This is a genomic window from Micromonospora sp. NPDC000316 (assembly GCF_042898885.1).
Lineage (GTDB): Bacteria > Actinomycetota > Actinomycetes > Mycobacteriales > Micromonosporaceae > Micromonospora.
In genome coordinates this window covers 20224-40708 of sequence record NZ_JBIAZG010000008.1, presented here as the reverse complement: position 1 = coordinate 40708, position 20485 = coordinate 20224, and the positions used below count along the sequence as shown (strand labels likewise).

General features: G+C 72.2%; 17 protein-coding genes. 5 read left to right on the top strand and 12 right to left on the bottom strand.

Annotated elements, in window-relative coordinates; all coding sequences use genetic code 11:
• Positions 1 to 142: 142 nt before the first annotated feature.
• From ACFY2Q_RS17705 to rsgA, 3 genes are all read right to left on the bottom strand, one after another.
• Positions 143 to 628: a Rieske (2Fe-2S) protein gene (locus tag ACFY2Q_RS17705; protein WP_387131350.1), complete on the bottom strand. Its 486-nt coding sequence runs from the start codon at positions 626 to 628 to the stop codon at positions 143 to 145.
• 224 nt (positions 629 to 852) lie between these two features.
• A complete protein-coding gene (uvrA, locus tag ACFY2Q_RS17700) occupies positions 853 to 3798 on the bottom strand; it encodes an excinuclease ABC subunit UvrA (protein WP_387131348.1) in 2946 nt (981 codons plus the stop codon).
• Between the two features lie 264 nt (positions 3799 to 4062).
• A complete protein-coding gene (rsgA, locus tag ACFY2Q_RS17695; RefSeq protein WP_387131346.1) occupies positions 4063 to 5133 on the bottom strand; it encodes a ribosome small subunit-dependent GTPase A in 1071 nt (356 codons plus the stop codon).
• Positions 5134 to 5311: 178 nt separating this feature from the next.
• Here rsgA and ACFY2Q_RS17690 point away from each other — a divergent pair, with 178 nt between their 5' ends.
• Both ACFY2Q_RS17690 and ACFY2Q_RS17685 read left to right on the top strand, forming a co-directional pair.
• Positions 5312 to 6028 (top strand): maleylpyruvate isomerase family mycothiol-dependent enzyme, encoded by a 717-nt coding sequence (locus tag ACFY2Q_RS17690; protein ID WP_387131344.1) that lies wholly within the window; start codon positions 5312 to 5314, stop codon positions 6026 to 6028.
• A 7-nt stretch (positions 6029 to 6035) separates the two neighbouring features.
• Positions 6036 to 6689, top strand: a complete 654-nt coding sequence (locus tag ACFY2Q_RS17685) for an MBL fold metallo-hydrolase (protein WP_387131342.1) — start codon at positions 6036 to 6038, stop codon at positions 6687 to 6689.
• Positions 6690 to 6713: 24 nt separating this feature from the next.
• Here the strand turns inward: ACFY2Q_RS17685 and ACFY2Q_RS17680 are convergent, their stop codons facing one another.
• The gene (locus ACFY2Q_RS17680) at positions 6714 to 7316 is read right to left on the bottom strand and encodes a DedA family protein (protein WP_387131340.1); all 603 of its coding nucleotides are present in this window, start codon (positions 7314 to 7316) and stop codon (positions 6714 to 6716) included.
• A 95-nt stretch (positions 7317 to 7411) separates the two neighbouring features.
• Complete coding sequence (locus ACFY2Q_RS17675) at positions 7412 to 8095, bottom strand: class I SAM-dependent methyltransferase (RefSeq protein WP_387131339.1); 684 nt, start codon at positions 8093 to 8095, stop codon at positions 7412 to 7414.
• Positions 8096 to 8287: 192 nt separating this feature from the next.
• Between ACFY2Q_RS17675 and ACFY2Q_RS17670 the strand changes: the two genes are divergently transcribed.
• Positions 8288 to 8491, top strand: a complete 204-nt coding sequence (locus tag ACFY2Q_RS17670; protein WP_007462771.1) for a cold-shock protein — start codon at positions 8288 to 8290, stop codon at positions 8489 to 8491.
• 48 nt (positions 8492 to 8539) lie between these two features.
• Here the strand turns inward: ACFY2Q_RS17670 and ACFY2Q_RS17665 are convergent, their stop codons facing one another.
• The 5 genes from ACFY2Q_RS17665 to ACFY2Q_RS17645 all read right to left on the bottom strand — a co-directional run bounded on the left by ACFY2Q_RS17665 (position 8540) and on the right by ACFY2Q_RS17645 (position 13730).
• Complete coding sequence (locus ACFY2Q_RS17665; protein WP_387131337.1) at positions 8540 to 9820, bottom strand: MFS transporter; 1281 nt, start codon at positions 9818 to 9820, stop codon at positions 8540 to 8542.
• The gene (locus ACFY2Q_RS17660) at positions 9817 to 10392 is read right to left on the bottom strand and encodes an ArsR/SmtB family transcription factor (RefSeq protein ID WP_387131335.1); all 576 of its coding nucleotides are present in this window, start codon (positions 10390 to 10392) and stop codon (positions 9817 to 9819) included. The genes ACFY2Q_RS17665 and ACFY2Q_RS17660 overlap by 4 nt, the downstream gene beginning before the upstream one ends.
• Positions 10393 to 10501: 109 nt before the next feature.
• Entirely contained in the window at positions 10502 to 11383 is an 882-nt protein-coding gene (locus tag ACFY2Q_RS17655) for a hypothetical protein (RefSeq protein WP_387131334.1), read from the bottom strand.
• 157 nt (positions 11384 to 11540) lie between these two features.
• Entirely contained in the window at positions 11541 to 13211 is a 1671-nt protein-coding gene (locus ACFY2Q_RS17650) for a CocE/NonD family hydrolase (RefSeq protein WP_387131333.1), read from the bottom strand.
• A gap of 3 nt (positions 13212 to 13214) precedes the next feature.
• The gene (locus ACFY2Q_RS17645; RefSeq protein ID WP_387131666.1) at positions 13215 to 13730 is read right to left on the bottom strand and encodes a MarR family winged helix-turn-helix transcriptional regulator; all 516 of its coding nucleotides are present in this window, start codon (positions 13728 to 13730) and stop codon (positions 13215 to 13217) included.
• 121 nt (positions 13731 to 13851) lie between these two features.
• On the opposite strand from ACFY2Q_RS17645, the gene ACFY2Q_RS17640 reads away from it, so the two are divergent.
• A complete protein-coding gene (locus tag ACFY2Q_RS17640) occupies positions 13852 to 15969 on the top strand; it encodes an MMPL family transporter (protein ID WP_387131331.1) in 2118 nt (705 codons plus the stop codon).
• 58 nt (positions 15970 to 16027) lie between these two features.
• Here the strand turns inward: ACFY2Q_RS17640 and ACFY2Q_RS17635 are convergent, their stop codons facing one another.
• Both ACFY2Q_RS17635 and ACFY2Q_RS17630 read right to left on the bottom strand, forming a co-directional pair.
• Positions 16028 to 16912 carry a transglycosylase SLT domain-containing protein gene (locus ACFY2Q_RS17635; protein WP_387131330.1) on the bottom strand — a complete coding sequence of 295 codons (885 nt, stop codon included), beginning with the start codon at positions 16910 to 16912 and terminating at the stop codon, positions 16028 to 16030.
• A gap of 33 nt (positions 16913 to 16945) precedes the next feature.
• Positions 16946 to 18343, bottom strand: a complete 1398-nt coding sequence (locus ACFY2Q_RS17630; protein ID WP_387131328.1) for a DedA family protein — start codon at positions 18341 to 18343, stop codon at positions 16946 to 16948.
• Positions 18344 to 18476: 133 nt separating this feature from the next.
• Here ACFY2Q_RS17630 and typA point away from each other — a divergent pair, with 133 nt between their 5' ends.
• Positions 18477 to 20345 carry a translational GTPase TypA gene (gene typA / locus ACFY2Q_RS17625; RefSeq protein ID WP_387131326.1) on the top strand — a complete coding sequence of 623 codons (1869 nt, stop codon included), beginning with the start codon at positions 18477 to 18479 and terminating at the stop codon, positions 20343 to 20345.
• Positions 20346 to 20485 lie beyond the last annotated feature (140 nt).

Below are 20485 nucleotides of genomic sequence, written 5' to 3'. Positions count from 1 at the left end.
CCACCCCCCCCCCGGCCGCACCACCCCCGGGCGGGGGGGGGGGGGGGGGGCCCCCGGGAACCCCCACCCCCCCACCCCCCGCCCGCGAGTCGATCAAACCCAACCCCGATCGAGTACGCGCCAACGGGGCGAGGCCCAGCGGTCAGGCCAGCGAGATCTGATCCCCGGTGACCTTGATCTCCTTGGGGGGCAGCGGCTTGGTAGCCGGGCCGGCCTTCACCGAGCCGTCCTCGATGGAGAACTTGCTGCCGTGGCAGGTGCAGTTGATGGTGCCGCCGTCGATGTTCGACACAGGGCAGTTCTGGTGCGTACAGATCGGGCTGAAGCCCTTGAACTGCCCTGCGCTCGGCTGGGTGATCACCACGCCCTCGGCGGCGAGGATCTTGCCGCCACCGACCGGGATGTCGGCAGTGGTGGCCAGCGACTGGGCGTCCTGCCGATTGCCGCCGCCAGCGTCACCGGTGCTGGGCACCGGCGGGCCACCGCTGGTCGGGGCGGCGGTGCCGTCTCCGGTGTCGTCGCTGCCGCAGGCAGCCAGGACGACGGCCGCGCCGGCCGCTCCGACACCGGTGAGCAGAGCCCGACGGGTCTGCGTACCCGGAACGGTAAGCGCCTGATCGTCACTCATGCCTCGCCTCTCTGTAGCCCGCTGCGCCGGTCCGAAAGCCGGCCACACTTCTCCACACGGGCAACTGTGCCGGATGGTTCACCGTGGCATCTGGCCGACCCGGAAAAGGGGACGGGGCGGGCTCCGGACCGAGTCGCCCGCGCCGCAATGGACGCGCACGAACCCGATCGGACCCGCCCCCGCAACCGCCACACTCAGCCGGACCCGCCCTCGGAAAGTCGGGGTCAGCGGGCGCTGGCCGCCACCTTGCGGCTGGCCCGCGCCTTGGTGACGCCGTTGGCCTTGGCCGCCCGCGTGGTGGCGGCCGCCGCGCCCTTGGCCTTGCCGTCGAGCTTGAGCACCCCGCGCAGGAACTGACCGGTGTGGCTCTCGGCCACCTCGGCGACCTCTTCCGGGGTGCCGGTGGCGAGCACGGTGCCGCCTCGGTGCCCGCCCTCCGGGCCCATGTCGATAAGCCAGTCGGCCGTCTTGATCACGTCGAGGTTGTGCTCGATGGTGATCACCGTGTTGCCCTTGTCGACGAGCCCTTCCAGCACCATCAGCAGCTTGCGGATGTCCTCGAAGTGCAGGCCGGTGGTCGGCTCGTCGAGCACGTAGACCGTCCGCCCGGTGGAGCGTTTCTGCAGCTCGGAGGCGAGCTTGACCCGCTGCGCCTCACCGCCGGACAGGGTCGGCGCGGGCTGGCCGAGGCGGACGTAGCCCAGGCCGACGTCGACAAGCGTCTTGAGGTGCCGGTGGATGGCCGGGATGGCGGAGAAGAACTCGGCGGCCTCCTCGATCGGCATCTCCAGCACGTCCGAGACGGTCTTGCCCTTGTAGTGCACCTCGAGGGTCTCCCGGTTGTACCGGGCGCCCTTGCAGACCTCGCAGGGGACGTACACGTCGGGCAGGAAGTTCATCTCGATCTTGATGGTGCCGTCGCCGGAGCACGCCTCGCAACGGCCGCCCTTGACGTTGAACGAGAACCGGCCCGGCCCGTACCCCCGCACCTTGGCCTCGGTGGTCTCGGCGAAGAGCTTGCGGACGTGGTCCCAGACCCCCGTGTAGGTGGCCGGGTTGGAGCGCGGCGTCCGGCCGATCGGCGACTGGTCCACACCGACGACCTTGTCCACGTGCTCCAGACCGGAGACCCGGGTGTGCCGGCCGGGGACCAGCCGGGCGCTGTTGATCTGGTTGGCCAGGACCGCATAGAGGATGTCGTTGACAAGTGTCGACTTGCCCGAGCCGCTGACCCCGGTGACCGCGATCAGCTGGCCCAGCGGGAACCCGACGGTCAGGTTGCGCAGGTTGTGCTCGCGCGCGCCGTGCACCACCAGCTCCCGGTCCTTGGTCTGCGGGCGACGCGTCGTCGGAGTCGGGATCGACCGACGCCCGGACAGGTACGCCCCCGTGATCGACTCGGGGTTGTCCAGCAGTGCCGGCACCGAGCCGCTGTGCACGATCTTGCCGCCGTGCTCGCCGGCGCCGGGGCCGATGTCGACGATCCAGTCGGCGGTGCGGATCGTGTCCTCGTCGTGCTCCACCACGATCAGCGTGTTGCCCAACCCCCGCAGTCGGATCAGGGTCTCGATCAGCCGGTGGTTGTCGCGCTGGTGCAGCCCGATCGACGGCTCGTCGAGCACGTAGAGCACGCCCACCAGGCCGGAGCCGATCTGGGTGGCCAACCGGATGCGCTGCGCCTCGCCGCCGGACAGGGTGCCGGCCGGCCGGTCAAGGGAGAGGTAGTCCAGGCCGACGTCGAGCAGGAACCGCAGCCGGGCGTTGATCTCCTTGAGGACCCGCTCGGCGATCATCTTCTGCCGGTCGGTCAGCTCGATGCCGGCGAGCAGGTCGGCGCACTCCCCCACGGACAGGTTGCAGACCTCGGCGATGCTCTTGCCGGCCAGGGTGACCGCGAGCACCTCGGGCTTGAGCCGGGCACCACCGCAGGCCGCGCACGGCACGTCGCGCATGTAGCCCTCGTACTTGTCGCGGGACCACTCGGACTCGGTGTCGGAGTGCCGGCGCTCGATCCACTGCACCACGCCCTCGAAGCCGGTGTAGTAGGAGCGCTCGCGGCCGTACTTGTTGCGGTAGCGCACGTGCACCTGGTCGTCGGAGCCGTGCAGGATCGTCTTCTGCGCCCGCGCCGGCAGGGCCCGCCACGGGGTGTCGACGTCGAAGTGCTGGGCCTCGCCGAGCGCTTCCAGCAGGCGCAGGAAGTATTCGAGGTTGTGCCCGGTGGACCAGGGCTGGATGGCACCCTCGCGGAGGCTGCGCTCCGGGTCGGGCACCAGCAGCTCCGGGTCGACCTCCTTCTTGGTGCCCAGGCCTGTGCACTCCGGGCAGGCGCCGTACGGCGCGTTGAAGGAGAAGACCCGGGGCTCGAGGTCCTCGATGGCGAGCGGGTGGTCGTTGGGGCAGGCCAGGTGCTCGGAGTAGCGGCGCTCCCGGTCCGGGTCGTCCTCCGGCAGGTCGACGAAGTCGAGCAGCACCATGCCGCTGGACAGGCCCAGGGCGGCCTCGACCGAGTCGGTCAGCCGCTGCTTGGCGCTCGGCTTGACGGTGAGCCGGTCGATCACCACCTCGATGGTGTGCTTCTCCTGCTTCTTGAGCTTCGGCGGCTCGGTCAGCGGATGCACCACGCCGTCGACCCGGGCTCGGGCGTAGCCCTTGCTCTGCAGCTCGGCGAAGAGGTCGACGTACTCGCCCTTGCGGCCGCGAACGACCGGGGCGAGCACCATGAACTTGGTGCCCTCGGCCATGGCGAGAACCCGGTCGACGATCTGCTGCGGGCTCTGGCGGGAGATCCGCTCACCGCAGACCGGGCAGTGCGGCTCGCCGATCCGGGCGTAGAGCAGACGCAGGTAGTCGTAGACCTCGGTGATGGTGCCCACCGTTGAGCGCGGGTTGCGCGAGGTCGACTTCTGGTCGATCGAGACGGCCGGGCTCAGCCCCTCGATGAAGTCGACGTCGGGCTTGTCCATCTGGCCGAGGAACTGCCGGGCGTACGACGAGAGCGACTCCACGTAGCGCCGCTGGCCCTCGGCGAAGATCGTGTCGAAGGCCAGGCTCGACTTGCCCGACCCGGACAGCCCGGTGAACACGATAAGAGCGTCCCGGGGCAGGTCGAGACTGACGTCACGCAGGTTGTGCTCGCGTGCGCCACGGATGATGAGTCGGTCGGCCACGGTGCGTGTACTCCCGGGTGAAGGCGAAGCGAAGGGTTCTGTCCCGCTCTGCGATGGTTCTGAGCGGTCGTGCGGGCGCGGAAAACACGCCTGGGCAACTCTAGCCCCGAGGTACGACAGTTTCCCTCGCCCGCACATTCCCCCAGCTCAGCCCGGTCGGGCGCATCGACCAGCGACCCGGTCCCGCCGGCCGGGCAACCGGCCCCCCGCCGACCCACCCGCCCGGCAGCCGGCCGTACCGACCCGGCAGCCTGCCGCACCGAGTCAGTAGCCCCCGGGCGACGGCGGCCGGGCTGCCCTGCGCCGGGCCCCGCGCCAGCCACCGCGCCGCTCGGCGGCCAGCCGCGCCTCCCGACGCCGGCTCTCGTGGGCCACCTCCCCCTGTAGCCGCCGCCAACTCTCCCACCGCCTGGTGGACAGCTCCCCGGTACGCAGCGCGTCGCGCACCGCGCAGGCGGGCTCGCCGTCGTGCCCGCAGTCGGCATACCGGCAGCCCTGCGCCAGCCCGGCGATGTCGGCGAACGCCCGGTCCAGCCCGACGGCGCCGTCGAGCAGGCCGACCGCCCGCACGCCTGGGGTGTCGATCACCGCGCCGCCGCCCGGGATCGGCACCAGCGCCCGCCAGGTGGTGGTGTGCCGGCCCTTGCCGTCGACCCGGCGGATCGCCTGGGTCGGCATCATCACCGCCCCGGCGAGGGCGTTGACCAGGCTCGACTTGCCCGCGCCGGACGGCCCGAGCAGGCCCAGCGTGCGGCCCGGCGCGACCTCGGCGCGCAGCGGGTCCAGCCCGACGCCACGCTCCGCGCTGACCGGCAGCACCGGCACCCCGGGCGCCACAGCGGCGATCTGGCGGGCCAGCGCGGCGGGGTCGGCCGCAAGGTCGACCTTGGTCAACACCACGAGCGGCCGCGCGCCGGACTCGTGGGCAAGCGAGAGCAGCCGCTCGATGCGGCCGACGTCCGGCTCCGGGTGCACCGGCTCGACCACCGCGGCGGCGTCGAGGTTGGCGGCCAGCACCTGGCCGCTGGCGTCCTTGCCGGCGGTACGGCGGATCAGCGCGGCCCGCCGGGGCAGCACTGTCGCCACTGTGGTCCGGCGGTCCGGCCAGTGGGTGAGCAGCACCCAGTCACCGGCGCAGGGCAGCGCGGAGGGATCCTGGGCGGCGGCGGCGAGCACCGTCGCGCCGAGGCTGGCCCGGACCGGGCCGGTGGCGGCGAGCACCGTGCAGACCCCCCGGTCCACCCGGGCCACCCGGCCCGGGTGGTGCTCGCCACGTCGGGCGGCGTACGCCGCGCGGTCGGCGTCCCAGCCGAGGGCGGTCAGATCAATCGTCATGGCATCCTCATCGGTGTCGAAGCTGGTGATGGCGGAGCACGCGTGTCACGTCCGGCATGAACACCACCTCCATCCGACGTCCCGGTGCCGCGTATGGCGCCGACGGTAGGGCGCGGGCCGACGCGCCGAAAGCGATTTCCCCGACGACGGCGCGCCAGCGGACCGCTAGGGTCGACGCGTGACCACGGACCCGCTGCTGCTGATGGGCGAGGTGGACGCGGCCACCAGCCGGCTGCTGCGTACCGCCGCCTCTTTCGACGCCGCCGACCTGGCAGCGGCGTCGCTGCTGCCGGGCTGGTCGCGCGGTCACGTGCTGGCGCACCTGGCCCGCAACGCCGACGGCTTCGTCAACCTGCTCACCGCGGCCCGCACGGGTGAGCCGCTGCCGATGTACGCCTCGCTGGCGGCCCGGACGGCGGACATCGAGGCCGGCGCCGGTCGACCGGCCGCCGAGCACCTGGACGACCTCCGGCGCACCGCAGACCGGTTCACCGAGGCGGTCGAGGCGATGCCGACCGAGGCGTGGGGTGCGACGGTCCAGTCGCGCCGAGGGCCGTGGCCCGCGGCCCTGCTCGTCTGGGGGCGCCTACGCGAGATCGAGGTGCACCACCTCGACCTGGCCGCCGGCTACCGGCCCGGCGACTGGTCGGACACGTTCGCCCACCGGCTGCTGCGCGAGGCGGCCACCCATCACGGCGGCGGGCCGACCCCGCCGTCGATGGTGCTGCGCGTCGACGGCAGCCACCACGAGGTGGTCATCGGAGACCGGGCCGGCGCGCCTACCGTCAGCGGGCCGGCCGCCGACCTGGCCGCCTGGCTGACCGGCCGGGACTCCGGCCACACGCTCGCCGTCGCACCGGACGGCCCACTGCCAACTCCACCGGAATGGATATAGACACCTCATGACCTACACCGGAGACGCCACCTCGGGTGGCGCCCCAGCGGTACGCGAGCTGGACGGGCTCACCATCAGCAAGCTGTCGGTGGGCCCGATGGACAACAACGCCTACCTGCTGCGGTGCACGAGCACCGGCGACCAGGTGCTCATCGACGCCGCCAACGAGGCGCCGCGCCTGCTGGAGCTGGTCGGCGACGGCCGGCTGACCGCCGTGGTGACCACCCACCAGCACATGGACCACTGGGTGGCGCTGGAGGAGGTGGTGGCCAAGACCGGCGCGCGGGCGCTCGTGCACGCCGACGACGCCTCCGGCCTGCCGATCGAGGCGGACCACCTCGCCGACGGCGACACCGTCGCGGTGGGTGACTGCGCGCTGGAGGTCATCCACATCAAGGGGCACACGCCCGGCTCGATCGCCCTGCTCTACCGCGACCCGAACGGCACCCCGCACCTCTGGACCGGGGACAGCCTCTTTCCGGGCGGCGTCGGCAACACCGACAAGGACCCGGAGCGCTTCGCCGCGCTTGTCGACGACGTCGAGCACAAGCTGTTCGACACGCTCCCGGACGAGACCTGGTTCTACCCGGGCCACGGCAAGGACAGCACCCTGGGTGCAGAACGCCCGGCCCTCCCTCAGTGGCGCGCCCGGGGCTGGTGACCCCGGCCGGGCGGGCGGGACGACTCAGACCGCGCGCAGCCGCCGCCGCGCGCCCAGCAGCACGACGGCGGCCAGCGCCAGCCCGACAGCCATTGTGACAAGCAGCGGGCTGGGCGCCCCCGGGAGCAGCCCGGAAAGCGACCGGGAGACGGTGCCAAGCGCCAGGTAGAGCCCGGCCCAGGCGGTGCCGCCGAGCGCGGCGCAGCCGAGGAACCGCCGGTACGACATCCGCAGCCCGCCCGCGGCCAGGGGCAGCAGCGCGTTGAACACCGGCAGGAACGGCGCCACCATCATCATCCGGCCGCCGCCGCGGTGCAGGATGCCCTCCGCCGCGCTCCAGCGGGCCTCGCCGATCCAGTTGCCGACCCGGCTGTGGCGTAGGCGTTCGGCGTACCGGCGGCCGACGAGGAAGCTCAACGACCAGCCGACCAGGCAGCCGGTCAGGACCGCCGCGAAGGTCGCCAGCCCGGTGGCCGGTCGACCCACACCGACCGCGGCCAGGACCGCCACGTCACCGGGGACGAGGACGCCCAGCAGCGGTACGGCGTCGAAGACCATGACCAGCCCGAGCGCACCCATCAGCACACCGATGGGCAGTTCTCCGACCTGGGCCAGCCATTGCGTCATGCCCCGTACGCTATGGCCCGCTGACCACCGTGGACATCCGGTCCCAGCCCTCACCAACCCCTGGTATCGGCCTCGGGGTCGACCCTGAGGCGATGTCAGGCCGGCCGTAGCACCTGTACGTGGCGCAGCGACGAGTCCACCGACGGTTCGGTGGTGGGGACCGGGTAGTCGGCGAGCACTGTCATCTGGTCCGCGGGCAGGTGCCCCCGGCCGGGGTCGCCGACGAGCACGTCGGCGCCGGCTGCGGCGATCCGTCGCAGGAACGGCAGCACCCGGTCGGACATGGCGCGGCTGTAGAAGACGTCCCCGGCGACCACCAGGTCCGCCTCGGTGTCGGCGCCGTCGAGCAGGTCGTCGCCGCTGGCGTCGACGGCGACCTGGTTGGCGCGGGCGTTGACGGTGACCGCCGCGACGGCGTACGGGTCGATGTCGTTGGCGACGACCCGGGCCGCGCCGGCGAGCGCGGCGGCGATGGCGACCAGTCCCGAGCCGGCGGCGAGGTCGAGGACCCGTCGGCCGGCGGCGAGTTCGGGATGGTCCAGCAGGTGCCGGGCGAGGGCCTGGCCGCCCGCCCAGGCGGAGGCCCAGTAGGGCGGGGGCAGGGCGTGACCAGCGGCAGCTTCCATCCGTGCCCACCAGACGATCGCGTCGTCGGCCAGGTAGAGGCGCACCTCCGGGACGAACGGGGTGGGCACCAAACGCAGCCGGTCCAAGCCGTCGCCGGGCGCGTCGATCTCGCGCTCCAGCTCGGACAGCGCGGTGGCTGCGGCACCTTTCATCCGCGCAAGCATGCCCCAGCGGAGGGTGGCTGGGGCGGGTTTCACGTGCCGCCGCGCAGAGTTCACCCGAGTTCACACAAACACCTACGGCACTTCGGCCGGCAGAACCGGGTTTTGCCCGTTACTGTCGAACAGGTACGGGCGATCACCGGCCACAGGTCGGTGTCAGCCGCTTTGAACAGGGAGAGATGCATGGCAACCGGCACGGTTAAGTGGTTCAACTCGGAAAAGGGCTTTGGCTTCATCGAGCAGGATGGCGGAGGGCCGGACGTGTTCGTCCACTACTCCGCGATCGCTTCGAGCGGCTACCGGGAGCTCAACGAGGGCCAGAAGGTCGAGTTCGAGGTGACCCAGGGGCAGAAGGGTCCGCAGGCGGACAACGTCCGCCCGATGTAGCTCCGTGCCGGTGACGGCGGCCGGTCTCCGGCCGCCGTCGCAGTGCACTCAAGACGCTGCCGGGGCGGCGGGCAGGTCCCGCCGCCTCCGGAGCGGCCCCATCAGCAGGATCAGCGGGGTGAGCGCCAACCAGGCGGTCATCACGCTGATTGCCGTCCCGGCGCCATATCGCGCCCCGAGGGCGCCGGCCAGCACGGCCGCCAGCGGGATGGTGCCGTAGTTGAGCAGGTGCATGCTCGCCGTCACACGGCCGAGCATGTGGTGCGGTGTGTACGCCTGCCGGAAGCTCGCCTTGACCACGTTGCCGATGGCCACGCCGAGGCCGATCAGCAGCCCTCCGAGGGCCGGCCAGATCAGCCCCAGTCCGGGCGCGGCGAGTGGGATGAGCAGGGCAGGCGGGCCGGTGAGTGCTGCCCCGATCAGCAGGGCCCGCGCGGTGCCGTAACGCCGGCCCAGCACGGTGGCCACCAGCGCGCCGACGATCCCGCCTGCGCTCATCACCGCGACCAGCAGGCCCACCAGGCCCGGCGCGAGCCGCAGTTCGCGGACCAGGAAGACCACAAGGACGGCCTGGTAGCCGGTCAGCCCGATGTTGCTGGCCGCACCGAAGAGCGTCAGCACCCGCAGGTACGGGTCGCGGGCGACGAAGCGCAGCCCCTCGACGATGTCCCGTCGCAGCGACCGGGACGCGTCAGGGCTGCCCGGGCGTGGCTCGACGGTGCGGATCCGCAGCAGGAGGACGGCAGAGAGCAGGAACGTGAGCGCGTTCAGCAGCAGGGCGGCGACGGCACCGGCGAGCTGGGCGATCAGACCGGCGATGCCGGGTCCGGCGATGTAGCTCACGGTCTGGGTGGCGTGCAGCTTCGCGTTGCCCTCGGGCAGTTGCTCGGGGCGCAGCAGCACCGGTAGGTAGACCTGGTCGGCGGTCTCGAAGAAGACCCGCGCGGTGCCGGCGACGACGGCCACCACGAGCAACTGCCCGACGGTGAGCAGGCCGACCGCGGCGACAAGCGGCACGCTGAGGAACGCCAGCGCGCAGATCACGTCGCAGACCACCATCACCTGTCGACGTGGCAGCCGGTCCACCCAGGCGCCGGCGGGCAGGCCGATCAGCAGCCAGGGCAGCCACGCGGCGGCGGTGAGCACCGCCACCTGGAAGGTGCCGGCGTCGAGGACCGCCACCGCGACAAGCGGCAGTGCGACGGCTGTGACGTTGCTGCCGACGCTGCTGACCGCCTGGCCGGCCCAGAGCAGCCGGAAGTCCCGGTGCCGCAGCAGCCCGCCGGGCGGCCGGGCCGAACCCGGATCGGCGCGGGTGGCAGCGGTCACGGCCGGGCCGGCAATCCGTAGGCGAACACGAACACCGGCTGACGCTCGACGCCGTCGTCGGGCACCGCGCGGTCGCCCCAGCGTGCCAGCAGGTCGATGATCTCGCGGCTCAGCTCGGCCAACTCCTCGGGCGTGAGGTGCAACCAGCGGTCGGTGGAGAACGGGCCGTCGGCCCAGGCGGCCTGCGCCGACTCGTCCGCGGCGTGCCAGGCCCGGGCCAGGGCGACGTGCCGGTCCAGGTTGAGCGAGGTGGCGGCGTCGGCGACCGCCCGGGCGGCCGGGTCGGCGTCGAAGTCGGTGTTGGACCAGCGCACTCCCCGGGTGACAAGTTGCCACCACCGTTCGCGGCGGTCCCGGGCGAGTTCGGGGGCCTCGGTGACCAGGTCGGCGGCGGCGAGCACCTTGAGGTGATGGCTGACGTTTGCGGGCGCCTGGTCGGTGCGCTCGGCGAGCAGGCCGACTGTCGACGGGCCGTGCACCTTGAGCACGTCCATCAGTCGTCGGCGCAGCGGGTGGGACATGGCGGCCAGCACCCGCGAGTCGGTGACCTGGCGTACGTCGCGGCTCTTCATGCCGCGAGCATTACATCCGCAACGGTCCTTGCGCAATGCCTATTGCGCACGTGTTGTTGCGGATGCGCGGGTGAGGGGCGGCCCGACGGGAACGGGCCGCCCCTCACCGTCAGGCGACGAGCCGGCGGGCCAACTCGTCGGCGACCTGCTTGGCCATGGTGGCCGGGATCGCCGCGGCGATCTTCTCCGGCGTCAGCCCGGCCAGCACCCCCTGCACGATCGCCGGCTCGTCGGTGAAGTCGCGGCCGGACAACGCGTTGAGCGTCGTTTGCAGCGCCGTCAGTTGCAGGCCGAGGCTCTTGAGGTTCGGGTGGCCCGTGACCGGCGCTCCGGTGTCGTCCCGACCCTCTGCCAGCCGCAGATAGACCTGCCCGATCGGGTTGCGGCCGTCGAGGACGGTGAGGTTCTTGTGGACGGTGGCCAGCCAGTTGTGCTCTTCGGGGGTCATGTCGTCGTCCTCCAGGAGTCCGATGGAACTGAGGTAGCGGCGGAACAGGGGCCGCTGGTCGCGGCCCGCCTTGACGGCGTCGCGGAAGAAGCTGAAGTGGGTGTGCCAGCGGTGCGAGTCGTCCCCCGTGCTGCGCTTACCGAGCCGATCCCACCGCTTCACGGTCTTGCCGTCGAGGCTGTAGATGATCTCGCGGATGTCCCGCGTGTCGGCCGCGTTCGCGGCACACTGCCCCACACACCAGGCAGAGAAGGTGGCCAGGGTGTGCGTACGGCCACCGGATCGGACCTCGAAGCCGCCGACGTCCAGCGCCGCCGCGTCGAGGGTCAGGCCCGTCCGGTCCCGGGACGACTCCACCACCGAATAGTCGTTTGTGACCACCCGATCCGATCCACAGTGGTAGCCGCCGCGATGGGACGCGTCACCGACGATGCCGACCTCCGCCGGCTCCAGGTCGGCGGCGCGGACGGTCTTCGGGTCGACGTCCAGGTGGGCGAGAAGCAGGCTTCGGACGGCCAACAGGTTAGCCGGGGCCCGGGTCATGGGGTCCCCCTTTCCAAGAGCGGGGGCCGAGCATGACGTCACGCCGCGTACACGGTGCGGGGCTTCACGCGAGCCCGGCCTGCTGGTGCACGGCGTCGGGCATTGACCAAACCATAGCTCGCACTTTTGACAAACGCCCAGCTCAGAGCGGCTATGGTCAGATTCGTGACGAAGGCTGGCCAGTGTGGACGACCGGTAACAGCAGTGCCGACGGGTGCTCTGGGTCGTGCAGAATGCGCCGCCATCCGGCACGGAGCGTAACCGCCGTACCGAGGGGTTCGCCGGTGCCGGGGTTACGCGCCCAGCGCGGGTGCGCGCCACCGGAGACCTGCACGCGCAGCCGGTGCCCGGCCCCGAACCGGTACGCGGTCGGCCAGAGCGGCACCGGCACCCGCAGCGCACCGGACGGGTCGGCCGGGAACCGCCCGGGCTCGACCCGGACCAACCCGTCGCACACGTTCCAGGAGCGCCCGCGACGGTCCACGTCGCACAGTCGGACGAAGACGTCCAGGTACGGCAGCTCACTGCGGACGTGGATCTCGGCACGCACCGGGCCGATCACCTCGACCGGCGCGGTCAACGGTGCGCTCGTGTAGGTCAGCACGTCGGACCGGGCCTCGACGGGCCTGTTGTCCACCGGGCCGGCCCGCTGCGCGACCAGCAGCGGCCCGCCGAGCGACGGGGTGGGGTCGGCCGGGTCGTAGCGGAACTCGTCGGGCGCCGAGGGCGCGGGTGGGTGTGCCGCCAGTTCGCCGCAGGGATGCAGGTGCCACGCCGTCTCGACGGCCGGTGGTGGCCAGTCCGGCAGGTCCCGCCAGCCGCCGTCGGCGCCGCTGACATGCAGCCGGACCGGCGCCGATCCGGCACCTGGCGACGATAGGCGTTCGCTCAGGTGCTCGTCGAGCCAGGTCAGCCCCTCCCGCAGGGCGGCCACGAACAGGCCGGGGCTGCCGTGCGTCCACGGGCCGATCACGAGACGCGGTCGCGCGCCAGCGGCGCGCAGGGTGGCGTGGTCGTCGAGTTGGGCGGGCAGGAAGATGTCGTGCCACCCGGTGACCATGATCACCGGCGCCCGCACCCGGGCCACCCGGTCGGCGAAAACCCGGGTCCGCCAGTACGCGGCGTCCGGCGTGTGGTGACGCAGCCACTCCTGGAAGAACTCGATGGTGACCCCTGTCGCCACCTGGTCCGCCCCGGCCAGGGGCAGGTGCTCCAGCGCGGCGGCCAGACGCGGTTGCCCCCGCTTGAGCTCCCACTGGCGGGCCAGCCACGGCACGGTCTGCGCGTGCAGCAGCTCCGCCCAGGTCAGCACGGTGTCCAGAGCGAAGGACTCTCCCGCGTACGTCGAGTCCCGGGTGGCCGAGGCGGTCACCACCGCGACCATCGCGCGCAGGTCGTCGCCGGCGTCGTCGGCAAGCGCCCACTGGGCGAAGCCCTGGTAGCTGATCCCGAACATGCCCAGCGCCCCGGACCACCAGGGCTGGCGGCGCAGCCAGTCCAGGGTGTCCACCCCGTCGTCGCGCTCGTGCACCAGCGGCGCGAACGTCCCGCCCGAGCCGCCGGTGCCCCGGCAGGACTGGATCACCGCGTGCTGGCCACGAGCGGCGAGCAGCCGGCCGAGCAGCCGCAACGGCCCGCCGCGCCCGTACGGGGTGCGGATCAGCACTGTCGGAGCGCTCTCGTCGACCGGCGCGTAGTGGTCGGTGCGCAGCACCACGCCGTCGCGGACCCGGACCGGGATGTCGCGGGTGACGCGTACCGGGCCGGGCCGGGTCACCGGCAGCCGCAGCGCGGCGGCGGCGAGACGGGCGACGAGCCGGTCCGGCACCTGTCAGTCCGTCGGTCGGCGGGACTGCTCGGGCCGGACGGCGCGGACCTCGTCGCGGTGCGTCCGCAGCGTTTCGCCCATCTCCACCATGAACCGGTGCACCACGTCCAGCTCGTCCTCGGTGAAGCGGTCCATCACCGTGTCGGTGCGGGCGCCTAGCGGCCGGAAGAACTCCATGGCCAGCGCGGCGCCCTGGTCGGCGTAGTGCAGCAGCACCTTGCGCCTGTCGACGGTGTCCCGGTCGCGGCGGATGTGGCCGGCCCGCTCCAGCCTGTCGATCAGGGCGGTGATCGAGCCGGAGGAGAGGTTGAGGTGCTCGCCGAGGCGGCCGGGGGTGATCGGGTCACCGAGCAGTTCGGCGTCCATGACCGCGATCAGGGCGTGCAGGTCGGTGGGGTTCAGCCCGTGCAGGTTGGCGAAGGCGTGGCCGACCTGCTGGGCGTCCACCGCGTACCGCCGGAGGTTGTTGGTGATCTCGGCGACCAGCCGCTCGCGGCGCGTGTCGCGCCGCCGGTACATGCCGTGAGTCGCCACGTCGCGCCGCTTCTCCCAGTCGTCGGTCTTCGGGTTGCAGCATAGAGCAGCCGTCGTTAATCTCGCTAATCAAGATACTCGACATTCGAAGGACCTGAGGTCACTGATGTCTGTGTTCACAAGGGTCGCGCGCGGCCGGTTGGCCGCCTGGCTCACCGTGGCCGTCGCCATCGTCGTCGGCGTGGTCGTCTTCGCCGTGCCCCAGCCGGACAACCCGAAACCGGTGTCGGCGACCGGCCTGTCGGTGCAGTGGCAGTCGACCCAGGTGGAGCGCCTACAGGAGCAGTTGCCGTCGAGCGAGGTCCAACCCGCGATCGTGGTGGTGAGCCGGGGCGACGGCGGCGCGCTGAGCGAGGCCGACCGCGCCGCCGTCGCCGCCCGCTCCGGCGACCTGGCCCGCTTCGCCGTGGGCGGGCAGGTCAGCCCTCCGCAGGTCTCCCCGGACGGGACTGTCGCGCTTGTCGCCGTGCCGATGAACACCGAGGGTGGCCAGGAGGCGGTCACCGAGAAGGTCGACCAACTGCGCGCCACGCTCTCGGACCTGCCGGACGGGTTGAACGCCGACGTCACGGGCTCCCCCGCGTTCACCGCCGACCTGGCCTCGGTCTTCGACGGCGCAGACGTCACGCTGCTCGCGGTGACCGCCGCGGTGGTCGCGGTGCTGCTGCTGATCACGTACCGCAGCCCGTTCCTGTGGATCGTGCCGCTCGTGGTGGTCGCGGCCACCGAGCAGATCACCCTGCGGGCGGTCGACACGATCGTGCCGGCCTTCGGCATCCACCTCCAGGCGGGCCAGGTCACCGGCATCGCCAGCGTGCTCGTCTTCGGCGCCGCCACCAACTACGCGCTGCTGCTCATCGCCCGCTACCGGGAGGAGTTGCGACGCGAGGAGGACCGGTTCGCCGCGATGCGCGCCGCGCTACGCCGCACCGCCGAGCCCATCCTGGCCAGCGGCTCGACAGTGGTGCTCGGCGTGCTCACCCTGCTGCTCAGTGAGCAGGAGACCAACCGGGCCCTGGCGGTGGCCTGCGCCACGGGTGTGGTCCTCGCCATGCTCTCGGCGCTGTTCCTGCTCCCCGCCGTGCTGCTGCTCTTCGGTCGCGGCCTGTTCTGGCCGTTCGTGCCCCGGGTCGGCGGGCCGGCCCGGGAGGGCCGGCTCTGGGGCCGGCTCGGCACCGCAGTGGAACGCCGCCCGGTGGTGGTCGCGGTGCTCGCCACCGTGCTGCTCGGCGGCCTGGCGCTGGGTGGGCTGGGGATCCGCACCGGCCTGTCGGAGACCGAGCAGTTCCGGGCCCAGCCCGAGGCGGTGACCGGCGCGCAGACCCTGGCCCGGGCCTTCCCGGCCGGCAGCACCCAGCCGGTGGCCGTGATCACCACCCCGGCGGCGGTGCGGGCGGTCACCGACGTCGCCACCGACGTGCCAGGCGTCGCCTCGGCCCGCCCCGGCGACGCCGGTGACACCGTCGCCCAGGTCGACGTGGTGCTGGACGCCGAACCCGGCACCGTCGCCTCCGATCGGGCGATCGAGGCGCTGCGCGAGGCCGTCGCCGCCGTTCCCGGCTCCGCGCCGCCGGCCGCCGCGGGCGCGGAAGCGCCGTCCGGTGCGATCGTCGGTGGCTCCGTGGCCGCCACGTACGACTCCGACGACGCCAACGACCGCGACCTGCGGCTGATCCTGCCGATCATCCTGCTGCTCGTCGGTGCCGTGCTCGTCCTGCTGCTGCGGGGCCTGCTCGCGCCGGTGCTGCTGGTCCTCACCGTGATCGCGTCGTTCTTCGCCAGCCTCGGTGCGGCGTGGCTGCTCTTCGACCACGTGCTGGATTTCCCGGCTCTGGACAGCGGGGTCCTGCTGCTCGCCTTCGTGTTCCTGGTGGCGCTCGGGGTGGACTACAACATCTTCCTGGTCACCCGGGCTCGGGAGGACGCCCGCACGGCCGGCACCCGCGCCGGGATGCTCTCCGCGCTGCGCGTCACCGGCGGCGTCATCACGAGCGCCGGAGTGCTGCTCGCCGCGGTGTTCGCCGTCCTCGGCGTACTGCCGCTGATCACGCTTACCCAGATCGGCATCATCGTCTGCATCGGCGTCCTGCTGGACACCCTGCTGGTCCGCACGGTGCTGGTGCCCGCGCTGGCGTTCCTGCTCGGTGACCGCTTCTGGTGGCCGGGCCGGATCGACGCACGTCGGGAAGAGGTCACGCCGGAGCCGGCGGCCGTACGCGACTGACCGCCCACCCGACGGGGGCGAGGCCGGGAACCACCCGACCCCGCTCCCGTTCGGGTGCTCAGTAGTCCAGACAGACGCACTCGGTCATCAGCGCCCGCACGTTGCGCACGTAGGACGGGTTGGGGATGGTCAGCGGCTCCCCCTTCCGCGCCACCGCCCCGTGCCCGTAGTTGTACGCCGCGATCACCGCGTTGAGCAGGCAGGAATCCAGCTCGGCGGTGCACAGGCCCGCGTCGAGTCGGAAGTCGGACTCGAAGTACATGTCGCCGATGTACTTGGTCAGCCAGGCCAGGTAGTTGGCGCCCAGGTACGCGTTGTCGCGGTAGTCGGCGATGGCGTAGCGCTGCTCGAACCGCTGGTTCATCCAGGTCGCCGTGCCCGGCATCACCTGCATCAGCCCGACGCCGCCGTCGCACGCGTAGATGTTGGACTGCCAGCCGCTCTCCTGCCACGCGGTGGCCTTCACCAGGTTGAGCGGGATCTTGATGTCCGGTGCGGAGGTCGGCCAGTAGGTGCGGGCCGCGGCAGCGGTAAGCGCGGCCTTCGCCTCGGCCCTGCTCGCCTGGGTGCCCTTGTACGAGGGCTTGCAGGACGCCGGGGCGGGCTTCGGGGGCGCGGGCGGGACCTTGGTCTCGGTGGGCGGCTTGGCCACCGCGCGGGGTTTCGGCGCCGTGCTTGTCGTCCGGGTCGGCTTCTTCGACGGCTTCGGGGTCGCCGACGCACTGCGGCTCGGCGCGGCACCCATCGCCGCCACCCCACTGGGCGACGGGCTCGGCTCGGGGATCGCCTCGTCGACCGGTTCTTCGGTCGGCTCCTCGGTGACCGACACGGGGGCGGCCTGGCCCGGCGGTCGTTCCCCCCGGTCGGCGCAACCGGCCGCCGTGCCGGCGAGCAGCAGCCCCGCGAGCGCCACGGCACCCACCTGAACGATCCGTCCACGCATCGCGTCTCTCCCCCCTGTGAGCATCGACGCAGGTTAGCAAGGCTCCGCCGGGCTCCGGGGCCCCTGCGACGGCAGCATCGGGTCGACCGGCTGGTCCCGATCCCGCATCGCCCGGTCCCGGGTGGCCCAGGCGACCACGAACACCACAGTCCACAGGACACCGAGCAGCACCGCCGCCGCCGTCCCGCTCACCGTGTCCAACCCGAGGTAGAGCCGCGCGCCGCCGACCCCCAGCACGCCCGCTGCGGCGACCGTCCACGCGGTCACCGCCACCGGCCAGTGGGCGCTGCGCGACACCAGCCACGCCAGGGTGCAGAAACTCGCCGCGACCATCGCGTTCTGCGTCGGGAACCGGGTCTCGTTGCCGGCCGGGCCGGTCAACTCGGCCACCACGGCCAGCACCACAAGCGGCACGAACGCGCCCACCGTGCCGACCACGCTGAGCAGGTCCGCCCGCCACGGCCGGTTGCGCCACGCCAGCACCGCCGCCACCACTGCCACCAGCACGATCAACACCCACCCGCGCACCAGGGACACCACGATCAGGGTGGCGTCGGCCGCGCCGGGCGTCCGGCGGGCCGCGAACCAGCTCCCAATCGCCCCGTCCAGCGCGGCCAACCCGCTGTTGCTCACGGCGACGGCGAGCAGACCGGCGATGGCGAACCCGGTGGCGAAGAGCAGCAGCAACCCGGCGGCGAGGTTGATCAACAGCGTCCAGGCCGGCCCGATCCGCATGGCCAACAGGAAGAACAGGATCCCGTAGCGGGCGCTGAGCCAGCGCACCGGAGGCAGCGCACCGGCCTGGGACAGCAGGGCGCGTACGGGGTCGGGATTCCGACCGAGCCACCGCCCGGCGAGCACCACCCCCAGCAGCCCGGCCAGCAACACAAGTGCCGCGCCGGTGGCCCGACCGAGCAGCCGGGAGACCGTGTCGTACGACTCACCGGCGAGGTGACCGAGCAGCACGGAGCCGCCCACCCAGGTGACGATGCCGCCCAGGTTCCAGGGGGCGAACCGCCGGTACGACATGCCTGTCGCACCGGCCAGCCGGGGCACCAGAGTGCGGGCGAAGGCCACCCAGCGGGCCGCGAACACGCCCCGACCACCGAGCCGGGCGAGCATGCCCTCGGCCCTGCTCCACCGCTCGGGACCGACACGGTGACCCAGCCCGGCGCGCAGCCGGGGGCCGTACCGCCGTCCGGCACGAAATGCCAGCCCGTCACCGAGGACCGCCGCGGCGATCATCGCGAGCAACGCCGACCCGAGCCGCAAGGTACCGTTGTAGGTGAGGAAGCCGACAAGCAGCAGGGTAGCCTCACCCGGCACGAGCAGGCCGAAGATCACCGCGGTCTCGCCCGCCACGATCAGCGCGGCGACCAGGTAGATCCACAGGGTGGGCAGACCCTGCACCCAGGTCAGCAGGTCGTGCACTCAGGCCCCCGGGACACGGGAGCCAGCATGCCAGCCGGGAGAACCACCGGCACAGCGGTTTCACCATAGATCAGGGGCACCTGGGGGTGACCCCGACGCAGCCTGCGCGAGCGCAGGCGGAAGGATAGAGGGTATGCAGCTTCGCACCGACCTCCGCAACGTCGCCATCATCGCTCACGTCGACCACGGCAAGACCACCCTGGTCGACGCCATGTTGCGGCAGGCCGGGGCGTACGGCGCCCGGGGCGAGAACACCGAGCGCGTGATGGACTCCGGAGACCTGGAGCGGGAAAAGGGCATCACGATCCTGGCCAAGAACACAGGCGTGCGGTACCTGCCGGCGGACGGCTCCGACCCGGTCACCATCAACATCATCGACACCCCCGGTCACGCCGACTTCGGCGGCGAGGTCGAGCGCGGCCTGACCATGGTCGACGGCGTGGTGCTGCTCGTCGACGCCAGCGAGGGCCCGCTGCCGCAGACCCGCTTCGTGCTGCGCAAGGCGCTGCGGGCCCGGATGCCGATCATCCTGGTGATCAACAAGGTGGACCGCCCCGACGCCCGGATCAAGGAGGTCGTGGACGACACCTACGAGCTCTTCCTCGACCTGGACGCCGACGAGGAGCAGATCGACTTCCCGATCGTCTACGCCTGCGCCCGCGACGGCATCGCCTCGCTGACCCAGCCCGCCGACGGCTCGGTGCCGGACGACAGCGACTCCCTGGAGCCCCTGTTCCGCACCCTGCTGGACACCATCCCGCCGCCCTCGTACGACGAGGGCGCGCCGTTGCAGGCGCACGTCACAAACCTCGACGCCTCGCCGTTCCTCGGCCGGCTGGCGCTGTGCCGGGTCCGCCAGGGCACCATCAACAAGGGTCAGACGGTGACCTGGTGCCGCACCGACGGCAGCACCCAGCGGGTCCGCATCTCCGAGATGCTGATGACCGAGGGCCTGGAGCGCACGTCGGCCGAGACCGCCGGCCCGGGCGACATCATCGCCGTCGCCGGCATCCCGGAGATCATGATCGGTGAGACCCTCGCCGACCTCGAGAACCCGGTGGCGCTGCCGCTGATCACCGTCGACGAGCCGGCCATCTCGATGACCATCGGCACCAACACCTCGCCGCTGGTCGGCCGGGTCAAGGGCGCCAAGGTCACCGCCCGGATGGTCAAGGACCGGCTCGACAAGGAGCTGATCGGCAACGTGTCGCTGCGGGTGCTGCCCACCGAGCGGCCGGACGCCTGGGAGGTGCAGGGCCGCGGTGAGCTGGCGCTTGCCATCCTGGTCGAGCAGATGCGCCGGGAGAACTACGAGCTGACCGTCGGCAAGCCGCAGGTGGTCACCCGGGAGATCGACGGCAAGACCTGCGAGCCTGTCGAGCGGCTGACCATCGACGCGCCGGAGGAATACCTGGGCGCGATCACGCAGCTCCTCGCCACCCGCAAGGGCCGGATGGAGCAGTTGGTCAACCACGGCACCGGCTGGATCCGGATGGAGTGGCTGGTTCCGGCGCGCGGCCTTATCGGCTTCCGCACCGAGTTCCTCACCGACACGCGGGGCACCGGCATCCTGCACCACGTCTTCGAGTCCTACGAGCCGTGGTTCGGCGAGCTGCGCACCCGCAACAACGGCTCCCTGGTCGCCGACCGGGCTGGCGTGGTCACCGCCTTCGCGATGACCAACCTGCAGGAGCGCGGTCAGCTCTTCGTCGACCCGACCACCGAGGTGTACGAGGGCATGATCGTCGGGGAGAACTCCCGCTCCGACGACATGGACGTCAACATCACCAAGGAGAAGAAGCTCACCAACATGCGGCAGTCGACCTCCGACGAGACCGAGAAGCTGGTCCCGCCGCGCAAGCTCTCGCTGGAGCAGGCACTGGAGTTCTGCCGCGAGGACGAGTGCGTCGAGGTCACCCCGGCCACGGTCCGGATCCGCAAGGTGGTGCTCGACCAGCAGCTGCGGGGCCGAGCCACCGCCCGCCGCAAGCACGCCGGCTGAGCACACCAGCACCCGACACCGGGCGCGGGGGGCGCGGGGGGGGGGCCCCCCCCGCCCGTTTTTGACCGGGGGTCGCCCCCCGGCCCCCCCCCCCCCCCCGGGTACGCGACCGTGCCACGGCGGACCCGGGGGGGTGGCGC

Coding starts and splice junctions, on each gene's coding strand:
- ACFY2Q_RS17705 (WP_387131350.1), bottom strand. CDS start 628: ATGAGTGACGATCAGGCGCTTACCGTTCCGGGTACGCAGACCCGTCGG.
- rsgA (WP_387131346.1), bottom strand. CDS start 5,133: ATGACGATTGATCTGACCGCCCTCGGCTGGGACGCCGACCGCGCGGCG.
- ACFY2Q_RS17685 (WP_387131342.1), top strand. CDS start 6,036: ATGACCTACACCGGAGACGCCACCTCGGGTGGCGCCCCAGCGGTACGC.
- ACFY2Q_RS17680 (WP_387131340.1), bottom strand. CDS start 7,316: ATGACGCAATGGCTGGCCCAGGTCGGAGAACTGCCCATCGGTGTGCTG.
- ACFY2Q_RS17675 (WP_387131339.1), bottom strand. CDS start 8,095: ATGAAAGGTGCCGCAGCCACCGCGCTGTCCGAGCTGGAGCGCGAGATC.
- ACFY2Q_RS17670 (WP_007462771.1), top strand. CDS start 8,288: ATGGCAACCGGCACGGTTAAGTGGTTCAACTCGGAAAAGGGCTTTGGC.
- ACFY2Q_RS17660 (WP_387131335.1), bottom strand. CDS start 10,392: ATGAAGAGCCGCGACGTACGCCAGGTCACCGACTCGCGGGTGCTGGCC.
- ACFY2Q_RS17655 (WP_387131334.1), bottom strand. CDS start 11,383: ATGACCCGGGCCCCGGCTAACCTGTTGGCCGTCCGAAGCCTGCTTCTC.
- ACFY2Q_RS17645 (WP_387131666.1), bottom strand. CDS start 13,730: ATGTACCGGCGGCGCGACACGCGCCGCGAGCGGCTGGTCGCCGAGATC.
- ACFY2Q_RS17640 (WP_387131331.1), top strand. CDS start 13,852: ATGTCTGTGTTCACAAGGGTCGCGCGCGGCCGGTTGGCCGCCTGGCTC.
- ACFY2Q_RS17635 (WP_387131330.1), bottom strand. CDS start 16,912: ATGCGTGGACGGATCGTTCAGGTGGGTGCCGTGGCGCTCGCGGGGCTG.
- typA (WP_387131326.1), top strand. CDS start 18,477: ATGCAGCTTCGCACCGACCTCCGCAACGTCGCCATCATCGCTCACGTC.